This is a genomic window from Alcanivorax sp. 1008 (genome assembly GCF_020667895.1).
GTDB lineage: Bacteria > Pseudomonadota > Gammaproteobacteria > Pseudomonadales > Alcanivoracaceae > PGZG01.
In genome coordinates this window covers 564,929-577,820 of the sequence record NZ_JAFMPS010000001.1, presented here as the reverse complement: position 1 = coordinate 577,820, position 12,892 = coordinate 564,929, and the positions used below count along the sequence as shown (strand labels likewise).

At 57.3% G+C, this 12,892-nt stretch carries 10 protein-coding genes; 6 read left to right on the top strand and 4 right to left on the bottom strand.

Annotation, left to right across the window (positions count from 1 at the left end; genetic code table 11):
* Positions 1-13: 13 nt before the first annotated feature.
* The 3 genes from pheA to gyrA all read right to left on the bottom strand — a co-directional run bounded on the left by pheA (position 14) and on the right by gyrA (position 4,956).
* Positions 14-1,105 (bottom strand): prephenate dehydratase, encoded by a 1,092-nt coding sequence (gene pheA, locus J1C54_RS02725; protein WP_229144291.1) that lies wholly within the window; start codon positions 1,103-1,105, stop codon positions 14-16.
* The gene (gene serC, locus J1C54_RS02720; protein ID WP_229144290.1) at positions 1,105-2,181 is read right to left on the bottom strand and encodes a 3-phosphoserine/phosphohydroxythreonine transaminase; all 1,077 of its coding nucleotides are present in this window, start codon (positions 2,179-2,181) and stop codon (positions 1,105-1,107) included. The genes pheA and serC overlap by 1 nt, the downstream gene beginning before the upstream one ends.
* Positions 2,182-2,274: 93 nt before the next feature.
* A complete protein-coding gene (gyrA, locus tag J1C54_RS02715; RefSeq protein ID WP_229144289.1) occupies positions 2,275-4,956 on the bottom strand; it encodes a DNA gyrase subunit A in 2,682 nt (893 codons plus the stop codon).
* 444 nt (positions 4,957-5,400) lie between these two features.
* Here gyrA and J1C54_RS02710 point away from each other — a divergent pair, with 444 nt between their 5' ends.
* From J1C54_RS02710 to J1C54_RS02685, 6 genes are all read left to right on the top strand, one after another.
* The gene (locus J1C54_RS02710) at positions 5,401-6,720 is read left to right on the top strand and encodes a TRZ/ATZ family hydrolase (protein WP_229144288.1); all 1,320 of its coding nucleotides are present in this window, start codon (positions 5,401-5,403) and stop codon (positions 6,718-6,720) included.
* Entirely contained in the window at positions 6,717-7,430 is a 714-nt protein-coding gene (ubiG, locus tag J1C54_RS02705; protein WP_229144287.1) for a bifunctional 2-polyprenyl-6-hydroxyphenol methylase/3-demethylubiquinol 3-O-methyltransferase UbiG, read from the top strand. Before J1C54_RS02710 ends, ubiG begins: the two co-directional genes overlap by 4 nt.
* Positions 7,430-8,083, top strand: a complete 654-nt coding sequence (locus J1C54_RS02700) for an HAD-IA family hydrolase (RefSeq protein WP_229144286.1) — start codon at positions 7,430-7,432, stop codon at positions 8,081-8,083. Before ubiG ends, J1C54_RS02700 begins: the two co-directional genes overlap by 1 nt.
* Before the next feature lie 14 nt (positions 8,084-8,097).
* Positions 8,098-8,862 carry a YciK family oxidoreductase gene (locus tag J1C54_RS02695; RefSeq protein WP_229144285.1) on the top strand — a complete coding sequence of 255 codons (765 nt, stop codon included), beginning with the start codon at positions 8,098-8,100 and terminating at the stop codon, positions 8,860-8,862.
* 266 nt (positions 8,863-9,128) lie between these two features.
* Entirely contained in the window at positions 9,129-10,319 is a 1,191-nt protein-coding gene (locus J1C54_RS02690) for a putative solute-binding protein (RefSeq protein WP_229144284.1), read from the top strand.
* Between the two features lie 34 nt (positions 10,320-10,353).
* A complete protein-coding gene (locus J1C54_RS02685) occupies positions 10,354-11,454 on the top strand; it encodes a putative solute-binding protein (protein WP_229144283.1) in 1,101 nt (366 codons plus the stop codon).
* Between the two features lie 42 nt (positions 11,455-11,496).
* Here the strand turns inward: J1C54_RS02685 and J1C54_RS02680 are convergent, their stop codons facing one another.
* On the bottom strand, positions 11,497-12,852 hold the full coding sequence (locus J1C54_RS02680) for an AarF/ABC1/UbiB kinase family protein (RefSeq protein WP_229144282.1): 1,356 nt from the start codon (positions 12,850-12,852) through the stop codon (positions 11,497-11,499).
* Positions 12,853-12,892: the final 40 nt, after the last annotated feature.

Genomic DNA, 12,892 nt, shown 5'->3' with positions numbered 1-12,892 from the left:
TGCTGTCTCCTGATCAGAGGACCGCTTTCGGATAGGAGCCGAGGAAACGGATATTCAGTGAATCCGCTTCCAACTCCGCCAGCAAATTCTGCACATCCGGGTCGTCGCGATGGCCTTCAAAATCAATAAAGAAAACGTAATTCCATTTTTCTGCACGGGATGGCCGCGATTCGAGCCGCGTCAGGTTGACCCCATGACGCTTGAACGGCTCCAGTACGCTATACAGCAGACCAGGGCGATTCTTGCCGCTCGCCATAATGCTGGTTTTATCTTTGCCGGAAGTTGGCGTGTCTTGCTTGCCGATAATAATAAAGCGAGTGGTGTTGTCCGGCCGGTCTTCCACGTTGCGATGAATCACTTCCATGCCGTACAGCTCGGCAGCCATTTCTCCGGCAATCGCAGCGGCATTCCATTCGTCCTTCAAGCGTTTGGCAGCCTGAGCATTGGAAGCCACCGCAATACGCTCCGCATTAGGCATGTGGCTATCGAGCCATTTACGACACTGCGCCAACGTCTGCTGGTGTGAGTAGATGCGGCTGATGCTATCGCGGCGGGTGGCCGGACCGATCATCAGGTGATGGTGAATGCGCAACTCGACTTCACCACAGATCTTCAGGCCGGATTCCATAAACGTATCCAGCGTATGGGTAACCACGCCCTCCGTGGAGTTTTCCACCGGAACGATACCGTAGTTTGCCGCCCCGGCATCCACTTCGCGGAACACTTCATCAATGGCATTCATGGGCACAGCGGTAACGCCATGGCCAAAATGTTTCAGCACTGCCTGATGAGTAAAAGTGCCTTCCGGGCCCAGGAACGCCACTTTCATGGGCTGCTCCAGCGCCAGGCATGCACTCATTACCTCACGGAATAAACGGGCGATCACTTCACCGTCCAGCGGCCCCTGGTTACGCTCCTTAACCATGCGCAACACTTGAGCTTCCCGCTCAGGACGATAGAAAACCGGCTCGCCACCCTCTTCCGCCCGCTTTACTGACGCCACGGATTGAGCAAGGGAGGCGCGCTCATTAATCAAGCCCTGTAGCTTTTCATCCAGCGCATCAATTTGCGCACGCAATTGTTCCAGTGTCGGTTGCTTGCTCATCAGCCGTTCCGCTTTGCAAAGTCCTGCATGAATTCAATCAGTGCATCTACTGCTGCTTCTGGCACTGCGTTGTAAATACTGGCGCGCATACCACCAACAGAGCGGTGCCCGGCCAAATTGAGCAGCCCCGCAGCGTCTGCCTGCTGCAGAAACTGCTTGTCCAGGAGCGCATCTGCGAGCACGAAGGGTACGTTCATGCAGCTACGATCTGCCGGGTTCACCGGGTTGCTATAAAACTCACTAGCATCAATATAACCGTACAATTTTTTCGCTTTGCGGTCGTTAACTTCAGCCATGGCAGCAAGACCGCCCTGGCGCTTGAGCCATTTAAATACCAAGCCAGCCAGATACCAGGAATAGGTCGGCGGAGTGTTGTACATGGAGCCATTGTCCGCATGGATCTTGTAGTCCAGCATCGCTGGCAACCCTGTCACTCGACCGATCAGATCACGGCGAATAATCACGACCACAATGCCCGCGGGACCGATATTTTTCTGGGCTCCGGCATAAATGAGTCCATAGCGATCTACATCCAGCGGTCGCGACAAAATCGACGAAGAAAAATCAGCTACTAGCGGCTTATCCGTTTTTGGAATAAAGGGGAACTCCACACCGCCGATGGTTTCGTTAGGTGTGTAGTGCAGATAAACCGCATCCTTTGACTCATTCCAGCTACTTTGTGCCGGGACATAGGAGAAGTGCTTGTCCTCGGCGCTGGCTACGACGTTGATATTGCCAAAACGCTTTGCTTCCGCAATGGCCTTGATCGACCACTGACCAGTGTTGACGTAGTCTGCGGTTTCGCCACTGTTGAGCAGATTCATGGGGATCATTGAAAACTGCTGACTGGCCCCACCCTGCAAGAACAGCACGGCGTAATCGTTACTAATGCCAAGCAGCTCGCGCAAATCCTGCTCGGCGGCATGGGCAATGGCGACGTATTCTTTGGAGCGGTGACTCATCTCCATGATCGACATGCCAGTGCCTTGCCAGTCGAGCAGTTCATCGCGGGCCTGTTGAAGAACTTCTTCCGGCAGTGCGGCCGGTCCTGCACAAAAGTTAAAGGCGCGAGTCATGGAGTAAGTCAGCTCCGGGATAGAGGTTATTGGTAGCACCCCGCTGTAACGGCTGGAGGGGCGACTAAAGTCGCCCCTCCAGCCGTTACAGAGTCAGGATTCTGCTTCGTCTTCTTCGTCTATTTCTTCTTCCACGCCTTCCAGCTCCGGAATGCGCTCGACGCCGACGAGGTGTTCTTCCTTGCCTAGTTTGATCAGGGTGACGCCCTGTGTATTACGGCTGAGCAAGCTGACCTCATCAACCCGGGTACGCACCAGAGTGCCCTGATTAGAGATCAGCATGATGTCTTCACCGCCAAACACTTGGGTAGCGCCGATCAGTACGCCATTGCGGTCGTTGACCACCATACCGATAACACCCTGAGTGCCGCGACCTTTGGTTGGGAACTCATCGACGCCCGTACGCTTGCCATAGCCTTTTTCCGAGGAGGTCAGCAGCTGACCACCTTCCTGCGGAATAATCATGGCAATAATTTCTTCGCCGGCGGCAACCTTCATACCACGCACACCGCGGGCAGTACGGCCCATGACCCGCACGGCGGCCTGACGGAAGCGCACCACCTTGCCGTTGCCGGCGACCAGCATGACGTCTTCGTCACCTTGGGTAACAGCGACGTTGACCAGACTTTGACCTTCCTGCAGACGCACGGCGATCAGGCCGTTGCTGCGCGGCCGGGCAAACTTGGCCAGCTGAGTACGTTTAACCATACCATTGGAGGTAGCCATAAAGATGAACGGCCCGGGCACGGTATCAGCAACGATCTCTTCTGCACCGTCTTCATCTGCCACATCAATAACATCAGCTTCGCTTTCATCGTCGTCATCGACGGCGGACTGCTGGCGCATCATTTCCGGATCCATGCGCAGAATGGCGGTAATGCGCTCATCTTCCTGCAAGGCCGGGATCAGATTAACGATCGGTTTGCCTCGTGAGTTACGGCCGCCCTGAGGCAGCTCATAGACCCGCAACCAGAATACCTTGCCGATATTAGTGAAGCACAGCAGGGTGTCATGGGTGCCCGCCACCAGCAGATGCTCGACATAATCTTCATCTTTTACTGCAGTTGCGGCCTTGCCTCGACCACCACGTTTTTGCGCGCGGTAGGTGTCAATCGGCTGCATTTTGGCGTAGCCACCGTGGGAGAAAGTCACCACCACGGTTTCTTCGGCAATCAGGTCTTCCATGCTGAAATCAGCGCGGGAGGTCTGGATCTCGGTACGACGCTCGTCGGCATACTCCTCGCGAACCGCCGCCAGCTCATCACGAATCACCTGCAGCAGACGCTGCGGATCAGCCAGAATCAGACCAAGCTCGGCAATCTTGTCCAACAGATCCTGATAATCGAGAACCAGCTTTTCCTGCTCCATGCCCGTCAGTTTCTGCAGGCGCAGGTCAAGAATGGCCTGAGCCTGTTCCACGGAGAGATAATATTTTCCATCGCGAAGACCGAGGGACGGATCAAGTCCATCCGGGCGGCACGCATCTTCACCACCGGCCCGCTCAAGCATTTGAATCACGTTACCGGGAGCCCATGCGGTAGCGACCAAACGCTCTTTTGCCTCAGCTCCGCTGGGCGACTGTTTGATCAACTCGATCACCGGATCGATATTCGCCAGCGCCACAGCCAAGCCTTCCAGTATGTGGCCCTTTTCTCTTGCCTTACGCAGCTCGAACACCGTGCGGCGGGTGACCACTTCGCGGCGATGACGAACAAACGCCTCAATCATTTCCTTCAGATTAAGGGTGCGCGGCTGACCATCTACCAGCGCCACCATGTTGATGCCGAACACGCTTTCCATCTGCGTTTGCGAGTACAGATTGTTCAGCACCACATCGGTATTTTCACCACGCCGCAACTCGATCACGATGCGCATGCCGTCCTTATCGGATTCGTCGCGCAGCTCAGTGATACCTTCGAGTTTTTTGTCCTTGACCAGTTCGGCGATCTTTTCAATCAGGCGAGCCTTGTTCACCTGATAGGGAATCTCGGTGACGATGATGGCCTGCTTGCCAGACTTATCGGTGTCTTCAATATGAGCTCGGGCGCGCATGTAAATGCGGCCGCGGCCGGTACGGTAAGCCTGAACAATACCGGCGCGCCCGTTGATAATGCCCCAAGTGGGGAAATCCGGGCCTTTGACATGCTCCATCAAGTCGTCAACGGTGAGTTCGCTGTCGTCGATCAGAGCCAGACAGGCATCAACCACTTCAGCCAGATTATGCGGCGGAATATTGGTGGCCATCCCCACGGCAATGCCTGAGGAGCCATTCACCAGAAGGTTAGGCACGCGGGTAGGCATCACCGCAGGGATCATCTCGGTGCCGTCGTAGTTGGGCACGTAATCGACGGTTTCTTTCTCCAGATCGGCCAGCAATTCATGGGCGATCTTGGACATGCGTACTTCGGTGTATCGCATGGCGGCGGCGCTATCGCCATCGATGGAGCCAAAGTTACCCTGACCATCAACCAGCATGTGGCGCAGAGAGAATGGCTGAGCCATACGGACAATAGTGTCGTAAACAGCAGAGTCCCCATGGGGGTGATACTTACCGATTACGTCACCGACCACGCGGGCGGACTTCTTGTAGGCCTTGTTCCAGTCATTACCCAGCTCGTGCATGGCGAACAGGACGCGGCGGTGTACCGGCTTGAGGCCGTCGCGCACATCCGGCAGTGCCCGACCGACGATAACGCTCATGGCGTAGTCGAGGTAGGACTGCTTTAGCTCGTCTTCGATATTGACCGGGGTGACTTCTTTAGCGAGATCCGTCATTGCTCTTTTATATCCCCTGAACAGCGTCGGCCAGGCCGGCCGGAAAGCGCAGAATCATACCACACTGCTGCCGCTGTAGGAGCGGCTTGAGCGGCGAAAACCTTTTGCCCTTGCCACCCCCCTTGCATGCCCCTGAAACATCGTCGGCAGTGACCTTCTCCGGCCCTGCCGCGCTGCTCGGGTGTGACGCCGCTTCACCCCTGACCCTCATTGGCTCGGTGCCTCCCTTAGGCGTGAACGCCACCATAATCCGCAGGGTGACTCAGCGTAGCGGGCACCCCGGAGGATTATGGCGGCGGTTGCGCCCGGGCACGGTGGCGCCGGTGGCAGGGGGTGGTTCGGCAAAAGATTTCGCCTCTGAAGCAGCCTGCTACGGGACAAAACCTCGCGACTGAAGCCTCTCCTACATATACTGCGCCCTCTACTGCCCCAACCGGAGCCACCATGACCGCCGCTGACCTGATCATCCATGCCCGCTGGATCATTCCGGTAGAAGGCACCGGCACCCTGAATAACCATGCCATCGTGGTCCGCGATGGCCTTATCGCTGATATTCTGCCCTCTGATCAGGTAGAAGGCCGCTGGCAGGCAGCTAAAGTGCTGCATCTGGGCCAGCATGCCCTGACCCCCGGCTTTGTTAACGCCCATACCCACAGTGCCATGAACCTGTTCCGCGGACTGGCCGATGATCTGCCACTGATGACCTGGCTGGAACAGCACATCTGGCCCGCTGAAGGCAAATGGATCAGCGATGAATTCGTCCACGACGGTAGCCGCTTCGCCTGTGCCGAAATGATTCGCAGCGGCACCACCTGCTTTGCCGACATGTACTTCTTTCCCGAGGCCATCGCCCGGGCAGCCAAGGAAGCCGGCCTGCGGGCGGTGCTTTTCTCGCCCCTGCTGGACTTCCCCACCCCTATGGCACAGGGACCGGATGACTATCTGCGACTGGCGCTGGCAGCGCACGACAACTGGCGCCATGAGCCACTGATCCAGATCGGCTTTGGCCCCCACGCACCCTATACCGTGTCGGACGCACCATTGCAGAAGCTGCTCACCTACGCCGAAGAGCTGGATCTGCCCATCATGATGCATATCCACGAAACCGCCGGCGAGATCATGATGGCCACCGCAGATGGGGGCGCCCGACCGCTGGATCGCCTGCATGGCCTGGGACTACTTGGCCCGCGCCTGTTAGCGGTGCACATGACCCAGCTGACCGATGACGAGATCTCCCTTCTCGCACAGACCGGCACGTCGGTGGTGCACTGCCCCGAGTCCAACCTGAAGCTGGCCAGCGGGTTCTGCCCGGTAGAGAAACTGCGCAACGCCGGCGTCAATGTGGCGCTGGGCACTGACGGCGCTGCCAGCAACAACGATCTGGATATGCAGGGCGAAATGAAGACCGCCGCCCTGCTAGCCAAAGCCGTGGCTCAGGACGCAGCCGCCCTGCCCGCCGCAGCCGCGTTGGAAATGGCCACTCTGGCAGGCGCCCGCGCGCTGGGCATTGATAGCCAGACGGGTTCACTGGTTATTGGCAAGCAAGCGGACATCATTGCCTTTGACTTGGGCGCGGTGGAGACCCAGCCACTGTATGACCCGGTGGCACAGATTGTTTACTCCGCCAGCCGCGCGCAGATCAGTCACACCTTTGTGGCCGGCCGGGCGTTGATGGAAAATCGCGTCCTCACCACCCTGAATGAAGCCCGGGTACTGCGCGACGCGCGCGCCTGGGGCGACCGTATCCGTGGAGAATCCGCATGAACCATAGCGCCCGCAACGTCGATGCCGCTGAGATTGCCAAATTTGAAGCGCTGGCAGAGCGCTGGTGGGACCCGAAGTCCGAGTTCCGTCCACTGCACGACATCAACCCCCTGCGCCTGAACTACATCGACGAGCGCGTCAGCCTGAAAGGTAAAAAAGTCATCGATATCGGCTGCGGCGGTGGTCTGGTGTCAGAAGGCATGGCCCGGCTGGGTGCCACCGTAACCGGCATTGATCTGGGCGAAGCCCCCTTGGCTGTGGCACGCCTGCATGCACAAAAGGACGGCATCGATGTTGAGTATCTGAATATCACCGCGGAAGAAGTTGCCGCCGAACGCGCCGGCCAGTACGACGCTGTTACATGCCTGGAAATGCTCGAACACGTGCCGGACCCCGGCGCAGTTGTTGCTGCCTGTGCCAAGTTAGTCAAACCCGGTGGACAGGTATTTTTCTCGACCATCAATCGCAATCCGAAGGCATTTGCACTGGCCATTGTGGGAGCCGAATACATCCTGCGCCTGCTGCCGCGTGGCACCCATGAATACGCCAAATTGATCAAGCCGTCGGAACTGGCGGGATGGGCTCGCGACGCTGGCCTGCAACTGAAAGACACCTGCGGCATGCAGTACAACCCGTTCACGGCCAACGCCAGCCTGAACCGCGATGTGTCGGTGAATTATCTGGTGCATTGCATCAAGGCAGAGGCGTAATGGTTGACGCCGTTTTCTTTGATCTGGACGGCACGCTGGTCGATACCGCGCCGGATTTTCACACCGTGCTGAATGCCATGCTGGGCGAAGCTGGCAAGCCCGCTCTTGGCTATGACAAAGTTCGTGCCCAAGTATCCAATGGTGCCCGTGCCGTGCTGCAAGCCGGCTTCGGCGGCAATCCCGGGGAGGCAGCGTTCGACAGCCTGCTAGCCGAGTTTCTGGATCGCTATGTGGATCATCTGACAGTGGGAAGCCAACTGTTTGCCGGCATGGACGAAGTGCTGGACAAGCTGGAAGCAAGCCATATTCCCTGGGGCATTGTCACCAACAAGCCGGAACGTTTCACCACCCCTTTGCTGGCAGGCCTGAAGCTGGCCAGCCGAGTTGGCCCCGTGATCTGCCCGGATAATGTGGCCGAGCGTAAGCCGCAACCGGAAGGGCTGCTAAAGGCTGCGTCAATGGTAGGAGTTCAGCCAGAGCGCTGCATTTATGTGGGCGATCACGAGCGCGATATCGCTGCAGGCCGGAATGCCGGCATGAGAACCATTGGCGTCCTGTTTGGCTATATTGGCGAAGACGAAGACCCGCAAGCATGGCGAGCAGATATGTATGCGGCGGATACCGCAGAGCTTGCTCAGTTACTGAACCTTTAATTCCCGGAAGAGCCATGACCGATATTCAGCAAGCGGCCACCAGCTACCAGTGCCCTGACAATGCCTTCAACGACCGCATCATCATGGTCACTGGCGCCGGTGACGGCATCGGCCGCGCCGCCGCATTGGCCCTGGCTAAACACGGTGCCACTGTAATTTTGTTGGGACGCACTCAGGAAAAGCTGGAGGCCGTGTATGACGAAATCGTCGCCATAGGAGCACCTGAGCCAGCACTGGCGCCGGTCAACCTGGAGGTAGCTCGCCCTGCGGACTACGAGGAACTGGCCGGTATGCTCGGCAACGCCTTCGGCCGATTGGACGGCATTTTGCACAACGCCTCGATTCTCGGTGAAATCACGCCTCTGGATCAGTACGGCTATGGCACCTGGGAGTCGGTAATGCAGGTCAACATCAATGCGCCGTTCTTTCTCACCCGCGCCTTGCTGCCCCTGCTAAAAGACTCCGCCGACGCCTCAGTACTATTCACCACTTCCAGTGTGGGCCGTAAGGGTCGGGCTTTCTGGGGTGCCTATGCGGTAAGCAAGTTCGCCACCGAGGGACTGATGCAGGTGCTGGCCGACGAACTGGAGAACGTGGCACCGATCCGGGTCAACTGCATCAACCCCGGTGCCACGGCCACCAAAATGCGCGCCATGGCCTACCCGGCGGAAGATGCCAGCAAGCTGAAGCGCCCGGAGGACATTCTCGCCCCATACCTGTACCTGCTCGGCCCAGCAGCAAAAGGCATCACTGGCCAATCCCTCAACGCCCAAATCTAGCAGAGGCCTCACCCCTACCCCCCGTTGCCTCGGTGTCTCACTTAGGCGTGAACGCCACCATAATCCGCAGGGTGACTAAGCGTAGCGGTCATCCCGGAGGATTATGGCGGCGGTTGCGCCCAGGCACGGTGGTGAAAGTGGGGCAGCAACCCAGAGACTAGCCAGCCGGCCATAGTGCCAAGGCTCAGCGACTCACCGGTCAATCGCCTGTATGCTGTGTTCACCTAGTGTATCGGGCTCAGCCCGAACGACCGGAGAGAATAATAATGAAGCACCTATCCGCGCTACTGCTGACCTTTGCTCTGCTGATCCCCGGAATCGTCACTGCCGAAAAGCAGCCTGCCTCATCGCTCACCCCAGAGCAGCTGGCCGAGTTCCAGCGCCTGTTGCCCGGCGTGGAGCTGACTCCAGAGCTGGTTCGTATGATGACCGACATTAGCCTGAACGCCGATATGCCGGTGAACGAGAGGCTCAAGGCGATTGCCAAACTGTCTGGCATCGACAAGCTGCCCGAGGGCCAGCGTCTGCGCCGAGTCATCTGCATCTGGGATATTGTCGGCCGGGCCGGGCCCATATTCGGGGCCGCCATGGAAGCCCGTGCTCAGGCGCTGGAGTTTGGCGTTGAGCTTGAGATGGTGCCCTACACTAACGAAACCGTAATGGTCGAAGAGTTCAAGGCTGGCCGCTGTGATGCAGCGTTGATGAGCGGCCTGCGCGCCCGTCAGTTTAATAAATACACCGGCTCTATTGATGCCATCGGCGCACTGCCGGATCGCGACCACCTGCATACCCTGTTTCAGGTAATCACTAATCCCCGCACCGCCAATAAAATGGTGCAAGGCGAGTACGTGGTGCTTGGTGTATTCCCCGCCGGCGCTGCCTATGTATTCGTAAACGACCGCTCCATCAACACACTGTCAAAAGCTGCCGGCAAGAAAGTTGCTGTGCTCGAGTATGACCCCATGCAGGCGAAGATGATTGCCGGCGTTGGCGCCACCCCCGTGAGCACGGATATCACCCGCGCCCCGGGAATGTTCAACAATGGCGTAGTGGACATTCTGCCGGCACCGTTGCTGGCGTACGAAATACTGGAGCTCTACAAGGGCATGACACCAAATGGCGGCATCATCAATTACCCGCTGGCGCAAATCACTATGCAGCTGATTGGTCGGCTGGATAAATTCCCCAATGAAGCCGCCCAGTTGATTCGTGAAGCTGCCTTTGAGCAATACCCCCGAGTGATTGAGTTGATCTCACGGGAAGAAGTGAAAATTCCGGAAAAATGGTGGATCGCGATTCCCAAAGAGGACATGCAGGAATACAGCAACATGATGCAGCAAGCTCGTATAAGCCTGCGCGACATGGACTATTACGATGCAGAAATGCTCACTCTGCAAAGACGCATCCGCTGCAAGTATTCGCCCGAGCGTGGCGAGTGCGTCAATCCCGTGGAATAACCACAGCTCGATCGAATTACCAAGGAAAGCAATCATGCTGAACAGACTGACCGCTCTGCTGTCACTTTTCATTCTAGCTGCAGCCACACATGCCGCGCCGACGGAAGAGCAGCTACGCGCCAAAGCCTATGACCAGACCCTGACCCTTGATGAGCGCATTACTGCAATTCGTCAGCTGTATGGTTACCCGAAAGAAAAACTGATCAAGCGCAAGATCTGCATCTGGGATATTGCCGGGCGTTCAGGCCCAATTTATGCGGCGGCGCAGGATCAACGTGGCCAGATCATGCAATACGGCGTAGATGTAGAAATGGTCCCCTACACCAATGAAACAGTGGTCGCCGAGGATCTAAAAAGTGGCATCTGTGATGCAGCGCTGATGACCGGCCTTCGTGCCCGCTTGTTTCATCGCTATAGCGGAACCATTGATGCGGTAGGAGCAGTGCCGGATGACAAGCACATGCACGTGCTGCTACAGGCAGTTAATTCTACGCGCAATGCGGACAACATGGTCAGTGGAGAATATGTGGTACTGGGTATTGCTCCCGCCGGGGCTGTCTATGTTTTTGTTAATGACCGCTCGATCAGCAGCCTCGCCAAGGCTGCCGGCAAAAAAGTCGCCGTACTTGATTACGACAAGGTACAGGCAGAAATGGTATCGCAGATTGGTGCCACACCGATTCTGTCTGACATCGTTTCCGCACCAAACAAGTTTAACAACGGTGTTGTGGACGTATTACCGGCTCCACTGGTGGCCTACGAAGTATTGGAACTGTACAAAGGCATGTCCCCGAATGGTGGCATCGTGCGCTTCCCGCTGACCCAGATGACCATGCAGATTATTGGCCGTACGGACAAATTTCCCAACGAGCTAGCCCAGTTGGTGCGCGAAGTTTTTCTGCAGAATTACGGTCTGATCATGGAGAGGCTCGGGGAAGAAACCGCCAAGGTTCCGGCCCATTGGTGGATTGATATCCCGGAGCGAGATCAGCGCGAATACGAAATCATGATGCAACAGGCGAGGCTGCATTTGCGGGAACGAGAATACTATGACCCTGAGATGCTGACCCTGCAGCGCAAGGTGCGCTGCAAGTTTGATGCGACACGATCAGAGTGTGTCAATCCAGTAGAGTAATAAAGAGCGGCTAAAGCCGCTCCTGACGAGTTTCCCGGCGGATTAGTGGAGCAGGTTTATCTCGTCCAGCCCGCCCCACATATCAACGCGGGAGTCGGAGAACAGATCCATCTCCGGCGCCAGCGCCTGAACATAACGATCGAAATAGAGGAACTGCTTCAGCAACAAGGCAAACTCCCGCGGAAAACGAATGCCGTGTTCTTCGCCAATGCGGATCAAGTCCATCAGCAGGCGATTCACTTCGCGGTCATTGCGGTCGCCTTGCACTAGAGTGGCCGGGTCAACGTTCATCAGCCGGTCCTGAAGTTTCTCGATATCGATGGTGAGCGCATCCACATCAACCGCTTCGCGGGTCATGCCCACCACCGCCATGGCCTCGGCAATCACCCGGTTGTCTCCTCGACCAATCCCATCGAACAGCTTGGCCATGGCCTCCCAGGTGGTTTTGCGCACCTTGCCGACGATGCCGAAATCGATAAAACCCACCCGACCATCTTCCAGCAACATCAGATTGCCGGCATGCACATCGGCATGGAAAAAGTCACATAGCATCAGACTGGAGAACCAGGTATTGAGCGCACCTATGAGAGCCTGAGCGGGATCCGGGGTGTATTTGCGCAGCACCTCGATATCGGTCAGAGGCACACCGAAGAAGCGCTCCATGGTCAGCACCCGACGGCTGGACAGCTCCGGGTAAGGTCGTGGTGCCACCGCCTGAGTGTTGCCGGTGGCATGAAGAAACTCGTTAAACTTGGTCAAGTGCTCGGCTTCCAGCTCGAAGTTGCACTCCTCCAGCATGGATGCCTGTAGCTCCTCAATAACCCCGGAGACTGCGGAGTGTGACAAGCCTGGTGCCAGTCGCTCAAGCATACGTGCGCCGAAATAGATGAAATTGAAGTCGGTCAACAACACGTTTTCCACATTGGGCCGCTGTACCTTGATAACCACCTCATCGCCATTGTGCAGTCGCGCTGCATGCACCTGCGCGATGGACGCCGAGGCAAGCGGCTTCGGATCTACCCAGGCGTAGAGGCTTTCCAGTGGTTTGCCGAGTTCCGCTTCCACAGTACGACGGATGTAGTGAAACGGCAGCCCCGGGGTGCGATCCAGGCATTTCTGGAACTCTTCCACATACTCATCTGGGAACAGCGACGGGGAGCTGGCGACAAACTGACCCAGCTTAATATAGGTAGTACCAAGGGATTCGCAGGTCTCCCGCAGCAGGCGTGGCAATGGCGGCCGCTCACCAAGCAGCCAGCCACCGCCGGTGCGGGCCAGCACCGACACGGTCTGCAGCATGCGCAGTCCACCACGGGCCGCCGTCAGTGCCAGACCGAAACCGGTACGGCCCTCCTCCAGCATGGTCTGGGTTTCACGTTGCCCGTTGGTCTTGCTCATCTTGTCCTCGCAGGTGGCACATCATAGGGGCGCAATTGTT

Bases quoted from the DNA above. Each gene is read 5' to 3' on its own strand.
- J1C54_RS02710 (WP_229144288.1), top strand. From the start codon at position 5,401: ATGACCGCCGCTGACCTGATCATCCATGCCCGCTGGATCATTCCGGTA.
- J1C54_RS02685 (WP_229144283.1), top strand. From the start codon at position 10,354: ATGCTGAACAGACTGACCGCTCTGCTGTCACTTTTCATTCTAGCTGCA.
- ubiG (WP_229144287.1), top strand. From the start codon at position 6,717: ATGAACCATAGCGCCCGCAACGTCGATGCCGCTGAGATTGCCAAATTT.
- pheA (WP_229144291.1), bottom strand. From the start codon at position 1,105: ATGAGCAAGCAACCGACACTGGAACAATTGCGTGCGCAAATTGATGCG.
- J1C54_RS02680 (WP_229144282.1), bottom strand. From the start codon at position 12,852: ATGAGCAAGACCAACGGGCAACGTGAAACCCAGACCATGCTGGAGGAG.
- serC (WP_229144290.1), bottom strand. From the start codon at position 2,181: ATGACTCGCGCCTTTAACTTTTGTGCAGGACCGGCCGCACTGCCGGAA.
- J1C54_RS02695 (WP_229144285.1), top strand. From the start codon at position 8,098: ATGACCGATATTCAGCAAGCGGCCACCAGCTACCAGTGCCCTGACAAT.
- J1C54_RS02700 (WP_229144286.1), top strand. From the start codon at position 7,430: ATGGTTGACGCCGTTTTCTTTGATCTGGACGGCACGCTGGTCGATACC.
- J1C54_RS02690 (WP_229144284.1), top strand. From the start codon at position 9,129: ATGAAGCACCTATCCGCGCTACTGCTGACCTTTGCTCTGCTGATCCCC.
- gyrA (WP_229144289.1), bottom strand. From the start codon at position 4,956: ATGACGGATCTCGCTAAAGAAGTCACCCCGGTCAATATCGAAGACGAG.